The organism is Thermohalobaculum sediminis (assembly GCF_023487995.1).
GTDB lineage: Bacteria > Pseudomonadota > Alphaproteobacteria > Rhodobacterales > Rhodobacteraceae > Thermohalobaculum > Thermohalobaculum sediminis.
This window is the reverse complement of sequence record NZ_JAMFKN010000003.1, coordinates 175531-194647: the sequence shown is the minus strand read 5'-3', so window position 1 is coordinate 194647 and position 19117 is coordinate 175531. Positions and strand designations below refer to the sequence as shown.

General features: G+C 66.0%; 14 protein-coding genes, 1 tRNA gene and 1 pseudogene. 12 read left to right on the top strand and 4 right to left on the bottom strand.

Annotated features, from left to right (window positions below):
- The first annotated feature begins 27 nt into the window (after nucleotides 1-27).
- Nucleotides 28-1413 carry a sensor histidine kinase gene (locus M1105_RS08065; RefSeq protein ID WP_249580161.1) on the top strand — a complete coding sequence of 462 codons (1386 nt, stop codon included), beginning with the start codon at nucleotides 28-30 and terminating at the stop codon, nucleotides 1411-1413.
- Between the two features lie 121 nt (nucleotides 1414-1534).
- Nucleotides 1535-1611 (top strand) — tRNA-Arg (locus tag M1105_RS08060).
- Nucleotides 1612-1833: 222 nt separating this feature from the next.
- Here the strand turns inward: M1105_RS08060 and M1105_RS08055 are convergent.
- Nucleotides 1834-1980, bottom strand: a complete 147-nt coding sequence (locus tag M1105_RS08055) for a hypothetical protein (RefSeq protein ID WP_249580168.1) — start codon at nucleotides 1978-1980, stop codon at nucleotides 1834-1836.
- A gap of 524 nt (nucleotides 1981-2504) precedes the next feature.
- On the opposite strand from M1105_RS08055, the gene dctP reads away from it, so the two are divergent.
- The 6 genes from dctP (at nucleotide 2505) to M1105_RS08025 (ending at nucleotide 11322) form a co-directional block, all read left to right on the top strand.
- A complete protein-coding gene (gene dctP, locus M1105_RS08050) occupies nucleotides 2505-3566 on the top strand; it encodes a TRAP transporter substrate-binding protein DctP (RefSeq protein ID WP_249579832.1) in 1062 nt (353 codons plus the stop codon).
- Between the two features lie 95 nt (nucleotides 3567-3661).
- On the top strand, nucleotides 3662-7390 hold the full coding sequence (locus M1105_RS08045; protein ID WP_249579831.1) for a hybrid sensor histidine kinase/response regulator: 3729 nt from the start codon (nucleotides 3662-3664) through the stop codon (nucleotides 7388-7390).
- On the top strand, nucleotides 7387-7752 hold the full coding sequence (locus M1105_RS08040; protein ID WP_249579830.1) for an Hpt domain-containing protein: 366 nt from the start codon (nucleotides 7387-7389) through the stop codon (nucleotides 7750-7752). Before M1105_RS08045 ends, M1105_RS08040 begins: the two co-directional genes overlap by 4 nt.
- 10 nt (nucleotides 7753-7762) lie before the next feature.
- Nucleotides 7763-9316, top strand: coding sequence for a response regulator (locus M1105_RS08035; protein WP_249579829.1), 1554 nt, complete (start codon nucleotides 7763-7765; stop codon nucleotides 9314-9316).
- A 135-nt stretch (nucleotides 9317-9451) separates the two neighbouring features.
- Entirely contained in the window at nucleotides 9452-9634 is a 183-nt protein-coding gene (locus tag M1105_RS08030) for a hypothetical protein (RefSeq protein ID WP_249579828.1), read from the top strand.
- A 437-nt stretch (nucleotides 9635-10071) separates the two neighbouring features.
- The gene (locus M1105_RS08025; RefSeq protein ID WP_249579827.1) at nucleotides 10072-11322 is read left to right on the top strand and encodes a peroxidase family protein; all 1251 of its coding nucleotides are present in this window, start codon (nucleotides 10072-10074) and stop codon (nucleotides 11320-11322) included.
- Between the two features lie 454 nt (nucleotides 11323-11776).
- On the opposite strand, the pseudogene M1105_RS08020 reads toward M1105_RS08025, so the two are convergent.
- Nucleotides 11777-12916, bottom strand: a pseudogene (locus M1105_RS08020) (integrase core domain-containing protein).
- Between the two features lie 255 nt (nucleotides 12917-13171).
- On the opposite strand from M1105_RS08020, the gene M1105_RS08015 reads away from it, so the two are divergent.
- Complete coding sequence (locus M1105_RS08015) at nucleotides 13172-13570, top strand: hypothetical protein (RefSeq protein ID WP_249579826.1); 399 nt, start codon at nucleotides 13172-13174, stop codon at nucleotides 13568-13570.
- A gap of 736 nt (nucleotides 13571-14306) precedes the next feature.
- On the opposite strand, the gene M1105_RS08010 is transcribed toward M1105_RS08015, so the two are convergent.
- Both M1105_RS08010 and M1105_RS08005 read right to left on the bottom strand, forming a co-directional pair.
- Nucleotides 14307-14873, bottom strand: a complete 567-nt coding sequence (locus tag M1105_RS08010; RefSeq protein WP_249579825.1) for a hypothetical protein — start codon at nucleotides 14871-14873, stop codon at nucleotides 14307-14309.
- Between the two features lie 614 nt (nucleotides 14874-15487).
- Nucleotides 15488-16708: an outer membrane beta-barrel protein gene (locus tag M1105_RS08005; protein WP_249579824.1), complete on the bottom strand. Its 1221-nt coding sequence runs from the start codon at nucleotides 16706-16708 to the stop codon at nucleotides 15488-15490.
- Nucleotides 16709-17188: 480 nt separating this feature from the next.
- Here M1105_RS08005 and M1105_RS08000 point away from each other — a divergent pair, with 480 nt between their 5' ends.
- The 3 genes from M1105_RS08000 (at nucleotide 17189) to M1105_RS07990 (ending at nucleotide 19086) form a co-directional block, all read left to right on the top strand.
- Entirely contained in the window at nucleotides 17189-17392 is a 204-nt protein-coding gene (locus M1105_RS08000; protein ID WP_249579823.1) for a hypothetical protein, read from the top strand.
- A 685-nt stretch (nucleotides 17393-18077) separates the two neighbouring features.
- Nucleotides 18078-18440, top strand: a complete 363-nt coding sequence (locus M1105_RS07995; RefSeq protein ID WP_249579822.1) for a hypothetical protein — start codon at nucleotides 18078-18080, stop codon at nucleotides 18438-18440.
- Between the two features lie 85 nt (nucleotides 18441-18525).
- On the top strand, nucleotides 18526-19086 hold the full coding sequence (locus M1105_RS07990) for a cupredoxin domain-containing protein (protein WP_249579821.1): 561 nt from the start codon (nucleotides 18526-18528) through the stop codon (nucleotides 19084-19086).
- Nucleotides 19087-19117 lie beyond the last annotated feature (31 nt).

Here is a 19117-nt window from a genome sequence, read left to right as displayed (position 1 = left end):
GCGCGAGGGATCGCTGACGGCGTGGTCATGCGTGTGATGGCGGGGATATCGGGGCGCCTCCTGGTCCTGACGGTCGTCGTGGTGATGCTGGTCGAAGTGTCGATCTTCGTCCCCTCGGTCGCGCGCTTCCGGATGGACTACCTGCAGGAGCGCATCGTCCGCGCCGAGATCGCCGCAATGACGGTGATGGCGGCGCCCGACGGCCATGTCGCGCGCGACCTGCAGACGCGCCTCCTGCGCAATTCCGGCACGCTGAACGTTGCGGTCCGCGAGGCCGGCGTCCGTATCCTCGCTCTGCCGGGCGAGCCGATCGAGAGCATGGCGATGACCTTCGACTTGCGCGATGCGACCGCGCTCGACCTGATCCGCGACGCCATCGACTGCCTGTTCGGCGAGAAGGAGGGCACCGTCATCCGGGTGATCGGCGAGACCGGGAACGGCGTCTTCAGCCAGGTCGAGATCACGCTCTACGCGCAGCCGCTGCGTGCGGCGATGATGGACTACGGCATCAGGATCCTTCAGCTTTCGCTGATCATCTCGCTGATCACGGCGGCCTGCGTCTTCCTCGTGGTCCGGCGCTTCGTCGTCGCGCCCCTGCTCGGCGTCATCGGCAGCATGCAGGCATTCCAGGCGAACCCCGAGGACCCTGCCCGCGTGATCACGCCGGCGAGCCGGCTCGGCGAGGTGGCCGAGGCCGAGCGCGCGCTCGCGGCGATGCAGCGCGACGTCCACATGGCGCTCAGGGCGCGGGCACGACTCGCCTCGCTGGGCGAGGCGGTCGCCAAGGTGAGCCACGATCTGCGCAATATCCTCGCCTCGGTGCAGTTGATGGCCGACCGGCTCGAGATGTCGAACGATCCACTGGTCGCGCGGGTGCTGCCGAAGCTCATCGGCTCGCTCGACCGCGCGATCGCGCTGTGCCAGACGACGCTCGACTTCGGCCGCCCCGAGGAGCGCGCGCCCGAGCTTCGTCGCATCGAGCTGGCGCCGCTGATCGACGAGGTGGCCGAGGCCGCGGGCGTGACGGCAAGCGACGGCACGGTCCGCCTCGTCGCCAGCATCCCGCCCGACGCGGTGGTGAAGGCCGACCCCAAGCACCTCTATCGCGTCCTGCTGAACCTGATGCGCAACGCTGGCGAGGCGATCCGGGCCTCAGGGCTGCCCGGCGAGATCGCGCTGAGCCTGCACCCCGGGGAGGGGACGAGCATCCTGCGGCTGCGCGACACCGGCCCCGGCATGCCCAGGAAGGCGCGCGAGAACCTGTTCCGCGCATTCCATGGCGGCGCGAGGCAGGGTGGCACGGGGCTCGGCCTCGCGATCGCCGCGGAACTCGCGCGCGCGGGCGGAGGGCGGCTCGAACTGGTCGAGACGGGCGAGACGGGCACCTGCTTCGAGATCCACCTGCCGGACTGAACGCGGCACTCCCCCAGCCGCCCGAGCCGCCGCAAACCCGCAATTTGCTCCTTGCAATCAGCCCCTGTCCCGGCTAAATCGCCCCCTGTCGCGCCAAGGCAACCCCTCTGGCGGACCAAATGCACCGGTAGCTCAGCTGGATAGAGCACCAGACTACGAATCTGGGGGTCGGAGGTTCGAATCCTTCCCGGTGCGCCAATCACCCTATTGATATCATTTACTGTTCTGATTGGCGCTAGGCCGCTTACTGGCTAGGTTTGTAATCGGCCTGCAAATCGCGTTTCTTTTGCGCTCTCCCACCCGAGGAGCGCGGCCCTCGCGAGACGCCTCGTCCGAGCTCCATATTTCCGGAGGATCCGCGTCGCGGATTACAGTGTGTGCCCGGTGGTCGAGGCCACCTGCTGGATCGAGAGCCCCGCCTCATTCATGAGCGTGACCGACGTTCCGCGCACCCCCCAGCGCGATCCTGATCTTCTCCTCGGCGGAATGGTGGTTGCGCGTCCTGCGACGGATGTCCGTCACGACCTGATCCGCCGTCAGCTTCGGCCTCCCGGATTTCTGTCTCATCTCCACTCCATGGAGGTCACGTTGAGCCAGAAATCCTCCGTCAGCCAATCACGTCAATTCGGCTTGCAGGCGCTGACGGGGAACAAGGCTCGACCGTGCTTACTGGGCTCGCGAGCTACAATGAAAGCGGCGAGACGCTGAACGGCGCGAGCTTCATCCAGACCGCGGGCGATGGTGATTTCATCAGCAGTGCGCTGGTCCAGACCTGCATGACCCAGGCAGAGGGCTGTGGGTCTGAAGCGGGGCATGTGAAGCGGCGGAATCGGAAGAGCCTGCGAGATGTGGGCCACTCCAGACTCATTTGCCACTTGGGAAACAATCTCTGGCCTGACACGGCGAACCGTGCAAGATTCTGTCCATTCACGCTGCCGTGAAGGATCACAGAGCCGGCGAAACGAAAAGAAGCGTGATTGCGTAACGGGGGAGCTATGCCGATTTCGTCCGGGGGACCGCGGGGTAGTGAACATTTGGCGGTGCGCTCGGGACGCCGCGCATTCTTCAGGAGCGCACTCGCCGGGGCTGCCGTGACCGCAGGTGCGGGTCTCGCGGCGCCCTATCTTGGCAATGCACGTGCCGCCGCGACGAAGGAGCTGAAGGTCCAGAGCCTCTGGACCGAGAACACCATCGGCTATCGCACCTTCCGGGACTGGTGCGCGGGTGTGGAAGAACTCACGGGCGGCGAGGTCAGGCTGCTGCCCTTCCCGGGCGGGACAATCGCGGAAATCTTCGACATGATGGACGCGACCGCCGCCGGCGTTCTCGATGCCATGCACTGGGTGCCGCATTACACCGCAATCACCGGCGTGATGCCCGCGGGAGCCTTCCTCACCTCGTTTCCGATGGGCCTGCCGCACCCGCATCAGTGGGACATGCTGTTCGACAGCTATGGTGCCACCGAACTCGCCCGGGAGCTTTATGCCCGGCACGGGTTGCATTTCGTCGGGCATGTCCATCACGACATGAACCTGATCCATTCGAACAAGCCGATTCACTCGCTTGACGATTTCAACGGCCTCAATCTGCGCATGCCGGGCGGGCTCATCGCGGACTGCTTCAAGGCGGTGGGCGCCCGAACGGTCGCGCTGGCAGGTTCTGAGGTTCGGCCCGCGCTGGCATCGGGCGCGATAGATGCGGCCGACTTCACGGGACCCGCGATGAACTACGATCTCGGCTTCGCGGAAGTCAGCAAATACATCATCATGGGACCGGTTTCGACGCCCTGCCTCCACCAGCCGGTAGATCTGACGATCATCGTCTTCAACCAGGCGGTCTGGAACGCCCTCTCGGATGCGACGCAGGCGCTCCTCACCGAACTGGTTCGGGCCTTTTCGCACGAGCATTTCACGGCGCACCAACAGGCGAACATTGCGGCCTGGGCGGACTTCGAGGCGGCGGGCGTGGTGGTGACGCGGCTATCCGAGGAGGATGTCGAGCGGTTCCGGCGGATCGCGCTGCCTCTGTGGTTCGAATGGGCGCAGAAGGACCGTGACTCGGCGCGGCTCTTCAAACTGCATCTCGACGTGATGCTCAATCCGGCAGTTGCCTACCTGACCCCCGACGATCTCAGGGGCTTCTCGCTGGAGTGATGGCCGCCGCCTCGTCCTCTCGCCAATTGGCCCGCGAGGACGGGCCAGCCCATGCGGGGCCAGCGGCGGGGACCGTATCCGCGCGACGAGTGAGTTTGCTGCCCACGACGATCCGGGGGAAGCTGTTCCTGGTCTTCGGGGTCATCTTTCTCGCCGCGGCGGCGAGCGCGATCATTGCGCAGAGGGCGAATGTGCTCGTCGAGCAGCAGCTTTCCGCGATAACCCGGGACAACCTGCCCTCGCTCGTTACCGCGCACCGCGTCTCGGAGGTGACGACGAACATCAGGACCGTCGCCTCGGCGATGGCGACAGCCGAGAGCGAGTCCGCCCTTGCCAGCCGCAAGGCGCTCCTGACCAACCATATCTCCGACACGCGCGGCATCATCGGACGGCTCGGCATCGAGAATGTGGACTCGCGCGCCGCCGCAAGGCTGACCGAGGCGGTTGATGACATCGACGTGCTTGCCGGCGAGCTGGCATCGACGGTCGGCGAGCGCCTGAGGCTGCGGCAGTTGCTTCGCGACCGCATCGAGACGCTGGCCGTCGATCATGCGAAGTTCAACGCGGCGATCGAGCCGCTGATCTCGCGTCAGCTCGACTTGCTGGGCTCGGAGAGTGCCCGCGTCGCTGCCCATACGGACGCATCGCTTCAGCGCCTCAACGAGATGAGCGTCAAGTCCCTTATCTCAGTTCTCAGCATGAGCACCCAGCTTGCGAGGATGGAGGATTCCGTCGCCGCAGCAGCAGCGGCCTCAACCGAGACTGCGCTCGACGGCCACTGGGGCGACTTCGTGCGAGCAAGCTCGGTTGCCGTCCGCAACGTCGACGAGATCCGGGCAAGCCCCGCGGCACAGGATGTGATCGATACCGACGGGATTGCCGCGGGCCTCGACGGCATTCTGGAGCGGACCGTCGGCAGTGCGGGTTTCTTCGAGGCCCGGCGCGAGGCGCTCGGCGCCGGAACGATCCCGGACGCGGCCCACGAGCGGATCGAGATGGAGCTTCGCGAGGCATTCCGGGCTCTGGAACGTGAGGTGCGGCTGTCGATCACCCTCATTCGCGGGCAGGCAGTCAACGTGGGTATGGACCTCAATCGCCAAGTTTCGGCCAGCCTGAGTGCGATCCGCAATGCCAGCGTCGATGGCTATGGCGCCCTGCTCGAACTCGAGGCCTTGGGAAACCGGGTCGTCGGCCTTTTGTCGGTGGCCGCATTCGCGCGCGAACGACCGGCGCTCGACGCGCTGCAATCCGAACTTGGAATGGCCGAGCGCGAGGTCGCGGTCATCCTCGACCGGATCGGGACCGGGCAGGATGTGGCCGCCGTCGCGCCGCTCGTCGGGGCACTGATCGGTTTGGGTCTCGGTCAGGATGGAATCTTCGCCCTGCGGCGCGAAGAGCTCGAAACCCTCGGCAAGGCTGATGATCTCCTGTTCCGGACGAACGCCCTGAGCCTGAACATGAGCTCGATCTCGGCACAGATCGTCGCCGATGCCCGACGGATGACAGATGCTGCCGCTGCGACCGTTGTCGACTCGCTCGCCTCGAGCCGGACGACGCTCGTGCTCGTCGTCGGGGTCACGATCCTGACGATGGCAGGCGCGGCGGTCTACGTGAACCGCAGTCTCGGCTCGCGCCTCAGCGCCTACAGCAACGCCGCATTGGAGCTGGCCGGGGGCAATCTGCGCGTAACGCTCCCCGAGCCCAGCGGGCGCGACGAGGTCTCGCGGCTCATGCATGCGCTGAGGGTGTTCCGCGACACAGCGGCGGAGATGGAGGCGAGTAACCTGCGGGAGATTGCGGCGGCCCGCCAGAGGCTTTTCGATGCCATCGAAAGCATCTCGGAGGGCTTTGCCCTGTTTGACGCGGACGAGCGGCTCGTCGTGGCCAACCGCCGTTACCGCGAGATCATGCTGGGCGATGCCGCCGACGACTGCCGCCCCGGAATGACATTCTCCGAGATCGTCGCGGGCGCGGCACGCGAGAAGCGGTTTCCCCGAAGCGCGACCGATCCCGACTGGATTGCGCGCCAGGTTGCGAGAATCCGTGGCGGTGCGACACAGTTCATGCAGGAGGCTGCTGGGAGGACCTGGCATCAGACCAGCATCCGCAAGACCGAAGGCGGCGGCACGGTCGTCGTGGTCTCGGACATCTCGGACATCAAGCTGATGAGCGACGAGCTGCAAGGCGCCAAGGACGCCGCCGAGGCGGCGAACGAGGCCAAGAGCTCGTTCCTCGCCACGATGAGCCACGAGATACGGACCCCGCTCAACGGCGTGATCGGCATGAGCCGCCTGCTGCTCGGGACACGGCTCGACCCCGAGCAGCACGACTTCGCCACGACTATTGGCGACGCGGCCGAAACGCTGCTCTCCATCATCAACGACATCCTCGACTTCTCGAAGGTTGAAGCCGGGGCGCTCGAGCTCGAGGCGGTTGCGATCGATCTTGCCGAGGTCATCGAGTCCGCAGCCGAACTGGTCGCCGCCAAGGGGGCCGAGAAGGGGATCGAACTCGCGTGCCGGATCGGTCCCGACGTGCCGCGGGGGGTTATCGGCGATCCCGTCCGGCTCAAGCAGATCCTGCTCAACCTCCTCAACAACGCGGTCAAGTTCACCGAGCGGGGCGAAGTGGTCCTGACCGTATCCTCGCTCTCGCGCGGAACCCGGCCGGGCCAGCAGGCGCTTCTGTCCTTCGCGGTCCGCGACACTGGGATCGGGATCCCCGCGGACCGGATGCACCGGCTGTTTCGTTCGTTCAGCCAGGTCGATGCCTCAACGACCCGTCGGTATGGCGGCACCGGCCTCGGCCTCGTCATCACCAAGCGTCTCGTCGAGCTGATGGGCGGCGAAATCCGGGTCGAGAGCGAGGTCGGACGCGGATCGACCTTCTCCTTCACGCTCCCGCTCGAGATCGCCGAGCGCCCGGACCGCGCAGGCCGGCGCCGGCAGCTCGACGCGCTACGGGGGCGGACGGCGTTGGTCGTGGACGACAACCGCACGAACCGCCTGATCATTGCCGAGAAACTGCGCGGCTGGGAGCTTCGCGTCACCGCCGTCGGCACCCCGGCCGAGGCGCTCGCACAGCTTGCCGACGGCGATCGGTTCGACGTGTTGGTGATCGACTACAAGATGCCGCAGATGAACGGCATCGACCTTGGCCGCCGGATTCGCGGGATGCCCGGCAAGGCATCCTTGCCCATGGTGATGTTCACGTCAGTCTCGCCGGGCGAGGCGGATTTCTGGCAGCGCGTGCGCGAGGCGGGGTTCTCCGCGATTCTTACCAAGCCCGCGCGATCGGGCCAGTTGCTCAATGCTCTCGCGGCGGCCTTCGGTGCGGAGACGGCGACATCCGACCCGCGCATGGCCGATGCGGCCGGGCCTGCCCCGGACGGCGCGCTCTCGATCCTCCTGGTCGACGACAATGCGATCAATCTGAAGGTCGGGCGAAAGCTCCTGAAGAAGATCGGCCATGAAGCCGACATCGCCGGCAGTGGGCAGGAGGCGATCGATAGCTGTGCGAAGGTCGCTTACGACATCGTCCTGATGGACATCGAGATGCCCGACATGGACGGCGTCACCGCCGCCGCCGCGATCCGCGAACGCGCCGCCGGCGGCCCGCGCCCATTCATCGTGGCGCTGACCGCCAATGCGATGACCTCGGATCGAGAGACCTATCTCGGCGCGGGGATGGACGACTACCTCAGCAAGCCCGTAAGCGAGGAGAGGCTCGTCGAGACGCTCCGCGCCGCGGCGCTTTTCGGCAGGAGTGCGCGCGCGGCGGCGGATCAGGCGGATCGGCGGCCGCAGGGCGAGGGGGCAGGATGACCGGGTCCATCATCGACATGAGCGCGTTGCACCGGCTGCTCGATCTTATCGGCGGCGACCCCGCGGACCTCCGCGAACTGCTCGCGGACTATCGTGACATCGCACCCGGGCTCGCCGCACAGATCGACTCGGCGGCGCGGAGCGGCGATCTCGACACGCTGCGGATCGCCGCGCACACCCTGAAATCGAATGCGCGGGACTTCGGGGCAATGCGGCTCTCGACGCTTTGCGAGGCGCTTGAGCGGCAATGCCGTGACGGTGCCCTTCACGAGGCGGCCTCGCAGGCCGCGGCGATCGTGCGGGAGGAGGCGGCGGCGCGGCAGGCGCTCGATGCCGTCGACATCGGGAGCATCTCGGAATGATCGTGCTGGCATGAACGACACGGACATCATGCAGCCCGATCGCGACGCCGTGCCGCCGGAGGCGCGCGAAAAGCTTGCCGACATTCTCATCGTGGACGATAGCCGGATCAGCGCCGCGAAGCTCTCGCTCGCGATGCGGGCGCTCGGCCACCGGGCACAGATCGCCTCCGACGGCGCCGAAGCCCTCCGGCGGCTGAGGGAGCATCCGTTCGATCTGGTCCTTCTCGACATCGTTATGCCGGGAATGGACGGCTACGATGTCCTGACCGCGATCATGGGTGATGAGGCACTCTCCAACATTCCGGTCATTGTCATCTCCTCGCTCGACGACGAGATCCCGAGCGTGGTTCGGGCAATCGAGCTCGGTGCAGTGGATTTCCTGCCCAAGAACTTCGAACCCGCCATCCTCAAGGCCCGTCTCGACGCCTCGCTGGCGCGCAAGCAGTTCCGCGACCGCGAGCTCGCCTATTTCCGCGATGTCGAACAGCTCACGCGCGCCGCACAGGTCATCGAGGCGGGCGCTTTCCGGCCGTCGCAGCTCGATCTCGACGACGTGGCCAGACGGCGCGATCCGCTGGGCGGGCTCGCCTCGGTCTTTCGCGGTCTCGCGCAGGAGATCTATGACCGCGAGAAACGCTTCGACCGGACGGCGCGCACCCTGAAGGGGACGCTGCTCGTGATCGCGGCGGGTGGCATCTTCGGGATCGCGCCGGCCCTCGGCCGCATGGCGGGCGGGCTCGGCGCGCCGACGCTCGGCATCGTCGTCTGGGCCAATATTTCAGCTGCGCTGGTCTGTCTCGCGATTGCCGGCGCGCGGGGACGCTGGCCGCGTCTGAAGGGGGAGCACGCCAAGTTCTTCCTCGCGTGGTCGCTGATCCTCGGCTGCATCTATCAGCTGGGAACCGTGGTCGTCGCGCGGCATGTCGAGGCGTCCATGATCGCACTGATCGGTAGCGCGCGAGGCTTTATGGTTTTCGGCCTCGCCGCATTGATCGCGCTTGAGCGGCCAAATCTCCGGCGCCTCGCCGGGCTGGGCCTCGGGTTCGCCGCGGTCGCGAGCGTGCTTGTGTTCGGCGGTGCGGGCAAGGGGCAGGGCGATGGCATCTGGCTTCTGGCGGCGCTTGGTCTGCCGCTTCTGCTTGCCATTCACACGCTGCTGATGGCCTGGCGGCCGCGTGATCTGGGTTCCTTCGCGACCGTGGGGGTAATGATGGCGCTCTCGGCGGCCGTGCTGATGCCGATCGCTTCGGGCTCAGGCATGATGCTGTGGCCCGGATTTGGGTTTGGCCGGCTTGAACTCATCATCCTCGTTCTCGGCGCCGCCTCGGGGATCGCGATCGCGCTGGCCCTCGATCTCGTCGCGACCGCGGGCGCGGTCTTTGCCAGTCAGATGGCCTATTCCCAGACGCTGGCGGGGATCGTCTGGGGCATGCTGCTTCTGGGCGAGCAACTCCCGATCATCGCCTGGGCCGCATTCGGCCTCGTCTTGCTCGGCTTCCTTCTGGTCGAGCCCAAGCAGGCGGGCGACGAGTTTGCCGTAACGGTCCCGCTCGACCGCAGATAGTTGTGGCGCGACGGCTAACGGCGCCCGCCACGTGGTCCAGTTTCATGGTTGGTGGGCCCGCACGCTCGAGATCGAGGAACCCGACACTGTTGGGATTCTTCGGATTGCGCCCGCAATAGCACCCCGTGAACGCCCTTGGCGGCGCTGATCAGCGACAGCGGCTACGACCCGATCGAGCTGCACGAGGTGGAGCTCCTCGACACGTTGCACGCGGCGACGAAGGACGTCACGGAGGATGCCTTCGACGCCTTCGAGCGCCGACTGCTTGAAGGGGCCTTCGAGATCATCGCGTGGCGCAGGCGTGGCCCGGCGGGGTGAGAGGCCGCGGCTGAATGGGCTGTGCTCGCCCGCGGTCGCGGTCGCGCCGGTTCGCAAACCTCGGCGGACCCTCGCCAGTCACGGCTCTCGCAGTGAAGCAGCGGTCGGTGGAACTCTCCCGCGCCTCGCGAGTTCGCTTCTCCATCTTCCCGAGCTTCCAGCCACATGACTCCCGTCACAGCGCCTTCCGGGAAAAATCGGTTCTGCTGCGTCTCGCTGAGCGTTCCGTAACGGCTGATTTTGACGATGGATTCATTCTAGGGAGAGCTTGAATGGCCAAGCATCACGGGCTCCAGCCGCTGACTGGGCAGGGCGCATATTGCATGCGTGGTCACGACCGCGAGCGGTCTGACCGCTTCGGACGCATGTTTCCCCATCTTCCACCCGCTTACGTTCCCGCCGATGTTCTCGCGGACATTGGACGCCAAGGCGGACCGATGGACGGTGGGGCCGGCAAGAACCGCACCAAGTCCGTCGCCGTGGGTCAGGTCATCTTCGGTCAGTTCGTCGACCATGACATCACGCTCGACGTGATGTCACAGTTCGGCCGGCTGAACGATCCGGGCGACATCACCAACCAGCGCACGCCGACCCTCGATCTCGACTGCATCTACGGGGCGGGGCCGGAGCCGCATCCCTTCCTTTATCACAACTCTGGCCCCTTCCGTGGGGCGAAGCTTCTGACGGGTGCGGACGAGCCGGGAGCGGACGCCAACGCCGCCGCCGATCTCTTCCGCGCGCCGGCCGTTCCCGGCGGCGGCCGCGGCCCGGCAATAATCGGTGACCCTCGCAACGACGAGAACCGGGTGATCAGCCAGATGCAGCTGGCCATGATCCGGTTCCACAACAAGCGCTGCGAAGACCTTCACGCTTCGACCGGGCACGAAGGCGTCGAGCTGTTCGAGGAAGCCCGCCGCGATGTCACCTGGCACTACCAGTGGGCCGTGGTGAACGATTTTCTCGTGACGATGTGCGGCGCAGGCGTGGTCACCGACATCCTGGCCTGCGGGCGGAAATTCTATTGTGGCCTCGAGCCCTACATCCCGGTCGAATTCTCGGTGGCGGCTTACCGCTTTGGCCACTCGATGGTTCCGATGAAGATCAACATCCGCAAAGGCGGGGGCGTCCACGAGTTCTTCGGCCCGGTGCTTGGTGAGGGTTTCTCTCCCGTCTCGTCGCAGAGTGCCGTCGTCGAATGGGGCGAGCTTCTGGAGACGGGCGGCCCGGGATCGGTGCAGAAGGCGGAGAAGCTCGACACGAAACTTGCCACGGACCTCCTTGCCCTGCCGTTCATCACGTCGGGCGAGGCGTCGCTTGCCACCCGCAATCTCCTGCGGGGCAATTCGTTCCTCCTGCCGGGCGGCGACAAGATCGCCGAGCTGATGGAGCGCCCCGACAACGAGATCAAGAAGGTGATGAAGAAGATCGGCGAGCTTTCGGGCGATCGCATCACCGAGGGCGCGCCGCTCTGGCTCTACATCCTTGCGGAGGCCGAGGAGATCGGCCGCGAAACCGAGCCCGGGAAGTTCGACAAGTCCGAGGGTCTCGGCCCCGTAGGCGCCCGGATCGTCGCCGAGGTGATCATCGGCCTGCTCGAGCTCGACCCGGCAAGCTATCTCGGCGGGAACCGCAACTGGGTCCCGGACAGTGCCTACGACACGGTCGGGAAGATCGTCTCGGCGGCCTGACGAAATGTGAAACCGAACGCACGGGGTGCTCTAGTCGATGGGCACCTCGTGCAGCGCATCAGCCGGCGCGGACGCGCAACGATGCGACCAACCCGCTGCCAGCTTATGGCACTTCACGGCGCGGGGTCGGCGGCTCAAATCCTCGGGATCAGCTCGGGGCGGCGTTCTTTGGCAGGCCGCTGATGTCGCAAGCGCTCCGGAGGGCCGGGGTGCGCGCCCCCAGCAAGGTCAAACCGAGCGGCTCGAAGTCTTGTGCGAGAAAGCCCCGTGGTGACCCCCCGGATGGACAGCCCTCGGCGATCTCCTCGGCATTTATCCTGCTTTGGCCGATGGCAATGGTGATCGGCTCGCGTAATTGGAGCATTGCTGGTCCGCCATCCCGCTCGCGAGCCGGCCGTGCTCCCGACATCGTCGTTCGACTGAGCGGCCCCCACTGAGTTGTCCAGTTTCATTGTTAGTGGATCGCCGGTCTTTGGTCGACCGGGACGATTGCCTCTGGTGCGGGCGGTTGCCATCGGAGGGCGCTGTGTGGGCGGATCTTGTTGTAGTGGCGGCGCCACTGCTCGATGACGACCTGGGCTTCGCGGAGGGAGAAGAAGATCTCGCCGTTCAAGAGCTTGTCGCGTAGGCGCGCATTGAAGCTCTCGCAGTATCCGTTCGACCTACAATCGATCCACTGGATCGATTGCTTCGCGGTCTCACCCCAAGGCGAGCCGGGCTCGATGTAGGCGGTCGTTGCTCCGACCGCCGCAATCCAGTCCCTGACGGCCTGGGCAGTGAACTCGGCGCCATAGCACATTGGGAAGCGGTCGATTGAGGAGGCCATGGCCGACTGCGGATCATCAGCGCCTCCCGGGTGAACTCGTCGATGATGTTGAGCATCCTGAATGCCTTTCCGTCATGGGTCCGGTCATGCTCTAAGGCATAGGACCAGACATCGTTGCGTCGTTCCGGCCTCAGCCGGATGCATGAGCCGTCGTTGAGCCAGAGCCTGGCTCGCTGCGGCTGCTTCTGGGGCACCTTGAGCTCTTCACGCCGCCAGATCCGCTCGACACGCTTGTCGTTCACCACCCAGCCGGCTCGCCGCCGCAAGGCTGCCACGCGTCTGTAGCCGTAGCGACCGTACTGCCGGGCCAACTCCAGGATGTCGGCCGTCACTTGCGCCTCGTCCACACGGCCTCGCGGTAACTTCCGCTGGGTCGACCGATGCTGGCCAAGCGTGCGGCAGATCCGGCGCTCGCTGACGCTGAGGGTCTGCCGCACATTGTCGATGCAAAGCCGGCGGCGCGAAGGGCTCAGCAATAGCGCTACGCTGGCCTGCGGCACCCTTGACCGCCTCGGTCAGGATCAGCTTGTCGAGCGTGAGATCGGAGACCGCTTTCCGCAGCCGCTGGTTCTCCTTCCCGAGCTCCTTCAGCCTCTTCAGCTGGCCGCTCTTGATCCCGCCATACTCACGCCGCCAGCGGTAATAGGTCACCTCGGTCACGCCAATCTGCCGGACCGCCTCCGAAGCCGACAAGCCTTGCGACTGCATCACGTCTACCTGCCGCAGCTTCGCAACGATCGCCTCGGGCTTGAACCGCTTCCTCGCCATCGTCCGCTCTTCTCGAAACTGGGATCATTCCATACTTCAGGGCGGGTCACTTCAATGCCGGAGGCTCAATGGACAGGTTCCGCGAAGTGACGGACGAGGCATTCCATAAAGCCTCCGATGGGCTGCGGGCGGGGCTGACCGACGCCACATTCAAGCAGAACGTGCGAGGGCGGACCGCGGAGCCGAGACGGGGCGGGCGTTGACCTGATATGCGTTCAAGTTCATCCTTGTGCGCTCGATGTTGGGGGTGGGTTCATGACCATGAACAATGGCGCTGCGACCGCGGCGGAGAAATCTCAGAAGGAGAGCGCGCTTGCACTCGACGACGAGAGTGCGATCGCGCGACTGCGTACATCGCGAGTGAGGTATCGCCAGAATCTCGAAATCGACGCGAAAAAGTCCGGCGCGAAATGGCTGATGGCTTATGCGACCTACGAGCAGATCATGTTTCTGAGCGCCGTCAGGGCTGGCAAGCACGACGGCGATGCAATGCAACTCGATAATGCTGTCGCGCTGTTCAACGAGATCGACAGACAGATTCCGCGGGTCTCGGAGGTTGCAAGCTGGTCGAGAGATGAAACCTGGTTGGAAGCCTTCATCAATGGCGCCTTGGAGCGTTGGAATGAAGTTTCCGACAAGATCGAGGCCGGTTGACGCGGCATGAGCCCCGGTCGGCGTTCGCGAAAGCTTGAGCACTTGCCCCGAAGAGTAACGCGCGGCTACCCTCCAGGAGAATGAGGGCAGCCGCGGAACGCCACGCAAGCAGGACATACCGCCTGTAAGCAAGCAGTTTGGTGGCGTGTCCATTCCATCCACTGTGCATGTCGGATGCTGGGCGGCCCTGCGGCCCATTGTGGAGTGTTGCATGGCATGCCGGCTGCTGCTGAGGGCCGTGATGCGTCTCTCCTTGATTGATTGTGATCGCGTCGCATCTATGCGGAGCAAGGTCGGTGGGCGGTCAACATCCGTGATCTCCGCCCGCTTCCAGCCACTGCTGAACCGCGCATCCGAGCCCGCCGTGCCGCCGAGAGCATGGCTCCGCCCGTGGGAGCCGCTGAGCAATGATGCGAGTTGATCCGAGGCAGACCGGGTGCTTGCCCGGTGAGGCAAGGACTGCGCTGGTGCCCGCAAAGCGGCGCTGCAAATGGAAAGGGCGGTCAGCTCGCTCTAGCGCGCTGACCGCCCGGTGCCCACGATAACCGACATGCCGCCAATCCCTCGCGGCAGGGCTGCTGTTACCCGGATTCGATGGCGACTCTGTGAAACTCCGAGGGCAGTGGGGTGACGATCCTCTCGTCGCGACGGTGGTAAAGCTGAGCGCCATTCAGCATGGCGTTCATCAAGGGAGGCCCTTGCAGCCTGTCGTGTCGGTCCTTCGCGTCAACGGCGGCTACTGGGATTCCTCGATCGAGATCGCCAAGGCGCGCGTGATCGTCAGGTCGATGCGATCCCCGGACTTTCGTGCAGCAGCGAACTCCCGCATCTCGGGCTTCACGACCGCAGTTTCCACTGTGCCATCGGGCAGAGAGAACGTCGCGACGGAACTCGCCGGGTCATAGGAAATGAAGTCCACGACAAGGTTCACCGCCTTGCCGACAGCGCCGCCGGGCCTCTCACCCTCGGGTGCTCGTTCGACCACTGCGACGGCCGTCGGGTCGCCTGGGTTCGACGGGTCGGCCATCTTGACCGCGACCGCCTCGTAGTATTGGAGCTTCACCACGTCGCCGGATTCGAGCTGGGCGAGATTGCGGACATCGGGCCCGGCGGTGATGCTCAGCATTCGGCCGCTCTCTCCCCGCAAAAGCACCTGGCGCCCCTCGACGTCGACCGTCTCGACCACGGCGCGCCGGGTTATGAGGCTTTCGCGCTCCGCCGACTGTGGCAGTGGCTGCGTGTCTGCCGCACACGCCGCGAGCAGAAGCGCGCCCACGAGAATAAGTCCGCCATATAATCTCATGTTCCCCTCCGTTTCACCCTCGGGACGCGTATATCGCGGGTGCCACCGGGCGAACAGTGGCAGGAGGACGCATGACCGGCCAGGTTGCCGGGGCTGATGCGACATGGATTCGATTTCCCGGTTGGGAAGATCGATCACGCCTTCTGTGACAGGAAAGTTTGCCCGGCGCGGGATTGTGCGGAGGGTGGCTTTTCCCCCTTACGAGCCTCAAGACCGCAGCGCCCAGAGGCGCGCTGGGCCGGTGATAGGCTGACATCTCTCGAGTGTGCTGCCCAAACCACCAGAAGGCCGCGAACGGCTTCCTGGCTCTCTGGCGAGCCCTGTGAGCGCGCCAAATGAGCTGTAGAGGCTGCCGCAATGACTCAGGATCGTTCTCGATCTTTTTTCGCCGGCTCGCGTTTCCAGTATTGCAGGACCGCGTCGCGCACCTTGGCGGCGTCGTAGGGGCTTCCGCGTGACGTCGTGAGTCCGCACTCGTTGGCGCACTGAGCTGCGTGGTGGTAGGGGACGTGATCGCTGCCGGCCTCGTCACACAACTGCCTGTAGAGCGCATAGATAGCCTCAGTGCGCTCAAGAGCCGCTCGTTTTTTCCGCGTATCGCAACTGAGCGGCCCCTACCGAGTGGTCCGGTTTGAAGATTGGTGCCTCACCGGCGTCTGGTCGACGGGGATGCGCGCTTCGTGCGCCGGTGGCCTCCATCCTGGCGCTGAATGAGGCCGGACCGCACTGTGGTGGCGCCTCCACCGCTCGCCCGCGGTATCCGTGTCGGCCGGCTGGGGCGCACGCGCCTCGCGCTCGCCAAGGCTGTAGACGAGGCCGATGCGCGCGACCGATTCCATGTTGGCGAAGTTGTCGCCGGGTGCGCTGACACCGAAGTCGTAGTCGCCATACGAGGTGAGAACGTATTCCATCCGCCCCGAGAAGCCGTTGCCGATCGGGAATTCCGCACCGGCGCCGCCGCGCAGTCCCAGGCGCCGCTCGGTGTCCGAGGCCGCCGCGCCTCCGGTGGCATAGGTCGTCTCGAAACTGGTGCCGACCGCGCCTGCGCGGGCGTAGAGCAGGACGTCGTTGCGCGTGCGGAACCCCAGGATGGCGCTGCCGCCGATGCTGTCCTTGCGCTCGACGCCGAAGTTGCGGTTCGAGGCGTGGTGCCAGTCGGCCGCGCCCATGTCGCCTTCGAGTTCGACGCCCAGCAGGATGCTGCCGATATCGGCACGATAGCCGAGGAAGGCGCCGCCGAGCACGCCCATCAGCCGGTCGCGGTCGTTGTTGTCGATGACGCCCCCGCCGGCGGCGGCGACGTTGCCGAAGTCGAAGCGCCGCAGGTTCGCGCCGACGCGCAGGCCGACATCGCCGAAGTCGTGCGAGGCGCCCACGAAGCCGCTCGCTTCGGTGTATTTCGTGGGCCTGGTGCCATCGACGTCATCGGCCGAGGAACGCTCCTCGTGCAGCCAGGCGTAGTCGGCGCCGCCGAACAGGAAGCTCTCGGCGCCAAGGTTCACGCGTCCCTCGCCGCGGAGCAGGAAATCCTCGTAGTCCTCGCCCGGCTCGCGGGCATGGACACCGATCTCGGCCGCGGCGGTCAGCCCAAGGCGGTAGGTCTCGTTGCCGCCTTCGAGCGTCACTTCGGGCTCGATCACGGTGATGAAGTCGCCGCGCTTGTCGTTCTCGGTCGAGAAGATGTTGTCGTCGTACCTCTCGCCGACCTTCAGCCGGGCGTCGAGGTCCCAGTCGCCACCCGTGGATGAAGCATCCTGTGCCAACGCGGCTGCACTGACACTGGCCAGCAAGACCGCGAGCCCGATATGTCCATAACGCCAGAAGTCTGCGCTCACCGTTCCACCCCCTGCGGACTTGCGATGACATGCTGAGCGAAGCAGCAATGCAAATGAAGAACACGGCAATCGGTGTCTGGCGAGCCGCCTGCGTCGACATCCGGCCGCATATATTTGGAAGGCACAGATTCAATCAGCATTCGGCACCGGCGGGACCTGCCGCGCTCTCGGGCTGATCCGCGCAGTTCCGCGATGAAATGCGGCATCGGCAGGCCCCTTTCGCGTGACGTGCGAGGTCGATCGCGACACCGGGCGGGTTGGCACGCGAGGTCCACCCGCGCGACGGCCGCGGCGTGGAGGTCGTGGAGGCTGACCGATGCTCGCCGAGGATCTCGTTGGCGGGCACATGCGCCCTTCGGACGCGACTGCCCGGCTTCATCATGTGCTCGAGCCCCGCTCCGCGACGCGAAAGGCTTGGCGTTCTCGCCTTGCTCGGCTACGCAGCATGACCGGATGATGAAATCGGAGTTGGAGAGACCAGTGAGCGAGAAGCGCGAAAAGTTCCTGAGCATGAGCGGGAAACGCAAGGAGAAGGCCGTAAAGGCGATCTCGACGATCGGCAATCTCAGCACGCCGGCCTACGAATGGGAGAAGGCCGAGGTCGAGCAGCTTCTCGCCGATCTCCAGGCGGAACTCGACGCGGTTCGTGGCCGGTTCGAGCGCACCCGCCGCTGGAAGGCCTGAGCCCCCGCAATCGCCGTCGCGGCGCCCCTGAGCGGAATTGACCGGCTGCGATCGGGTGTCGTCCAGCCAATGGGCGCCATCGGGGGCCTCTCGGCCGTTGCCCGCGACCCGCCAACCGTCGCTGGCCCGAGGGGAATGTCGGGCGAGTGGGGCCACAGGCGATCCCTCCTCGCAGGGCTTGCGTGGTCCTGCCAGGCGGGGTGGGGATCGTCGATCACCACCGCATGGGCATCCGGCCCGCGCCGATGCCTGACAAGGTGGGGATTGTTCGGCGGCATGTCATGATGCGCGTGGGCGAGTTGGGCATGCTCCGTCGCGGGCCAGAACGGCGGCGCGCCAAGCACGCTCGCGAGGGTCAGCCCCGCCAAGATGCTGCCCCGCCCCTCTCGCCGACAGGCTCGCCCCTGCCGGACAGGTCGGCGAGCCGGGTGCGCGAAGGGGCCGCGTCGCGCCTTCGTCTGCCGCCGTTCGCAGCCCGCTTGCCCTGGCCGGGCTTTCCGGCACGCCCCAGGGCGCGCAGGGGCGACATGCAGGAACTTCGATTGGGCCCTGCGTGGCGCTTGCGTCGGTGGCGCGCCTCTGGGCCGCCGGGCTCGCTCGATCCACTGCCCAGCCGGGGAAAATTTCGTCCGAGGGCACTTGGCGTGGCGCCGCGTCTTGACCTTCCACCTACGGGAACCCTTACATGGCGCCAATGCGCGGATTGCGGATCATCATCGGTGCGGTCGTCGCGGTCGTCCTCATCTCGGGGGCGGGTCGCGATCATTCCCATTTGCCCGCATCCGGGGCCGAGGCACCCGTCGCGCATCAGCATGCATCTCACGACCGTGCCCAGTGGGACTGCGACGCGGATCCCTGTGACGCCGAGCAGGCTGCCCAGACAAGCTGCTGCCAGGCCCTGCCGCATGGGTGCAATGCGCTCGTGATCGATTGCCCGGATGTCGCCGTCCTGATCGGCGCGGGCGTGCCCGACGCGTTCACGGCCGGGGGCGGTGCGCCCACGCGCGGACTTCGTCCGGAAGCCGAGACGCCGCCGCCTCGCAGCTGAGCCGTCGATCCCCGGAACGCGTCCCGTGGCCCATCGCGACCGGCGCGTCCCACCATCGGCACGAAACAGGCAAGCGAGGAAAGCAATGCCCTTCACCACGACTCTGCGCGGCTGCGTCGCCGCGACCCTGATGATCTTGGCGGCGCCCGTGATCGCCCATGCCGCGGGCGCCCATGACGGCGGACATGGCGGCATCCACGGCCAGCCGGCGACGGCGTCCGCCGCCTCCCGCACCGTCGAGGTCATCATGCATGACAACTACTACGAGCCCGAGGCGATCAGCGTGCGCGCCGGCGAGACGATCCGCTTCAAGGTCCGCAATGCCGGCGCGCTGGTCCACGAGTTCAACATCGGCACGGCGCAGATGCATGCCGAGCACATGCCCGAGATGCAGATGATGGTCGATCACGGTGTGCTGAAGGCAGACAGATTTGACCGCGAGGCCGCGAAGGCGATGTCCAAGGCGATGGGCCACAGCATGGACCACGACTATGCGAACAGCGCGCTCATCGAGCCGGGCAAGTCCGCGGAGCTGATCTGGACCTTCCCGAAGAATACCGAGGTGCGCCTCGACTTCGGCTGCACCGTGCCGGGCCATTACGAATCCGGCATGGTCGGCAGCTTCGAGTTCGACGCCGGCTCGTGAACCAGCGCGGAATGGCCGCGCGGTGCGCCCG

Coding starts and splice junctions, on each gene's coding strand:
- M1105_RS08065 (WP_249580161.1), top strand. CDS start 28: ATGCGTGTGATGGCGGGGATATCGGGGCGCCTCCTGGTCCTGACGGTC.
- M1105_RS08055 (WP_249580168.1), bottom strand. CDS start 1,980: ATGAGACAGAAATCCGGGAGGCCGAAGCTGACGGCGGATCAGGTCGTG.
- M1105_RS08040 (WP_249579830.1), top strand. CDS start 7,387: ATGACCGGGTCCATCATCGACATGAGCGCGTTGCACCGGCTGCTCGAT.
- M1105_RS08035 (WP_249579829.1), top strand. CDS start 7,763: ATGAACGACACGGACATCATGCAGCCCGATCGCGACGCCGTGCCGCCG.
- M1105_RS08025 (WP_249579827.1), top strand. CDS start 10,072: ATGGACGGTGGGGCCGGCAAGAACCGCACCAAGTCCGTCGCCGTGGGT.
- M1105_RS08015 (WP_249579826.1), top strand. CDS start 13,172: ATGACCATGAACAATGGCGCTGCGACCGCGGCGGAGAAATCTCAGAAG.
- M1105_RS08010 (WP_249579825.1), bottom strand. CDS start 14,873: ATGAGATTATATGGCGGACTTATTCTCGTGGGCGCGCTTCTGCTCGCG.
- M1105_RS07995 (WP_249579822.1), top strand. CDS start 18,078: ATGGCGCCAATGCGCGGATTGCGGATCATCATCGGTGCGGTCGTCGCG.
- M1105_RS07990 (WP_249579821.1), top strand. CDS start 18,526: ATGCCCTTCACCACGACTCTGCGCGGCTGCGTCGCCGCGACCCTGATG.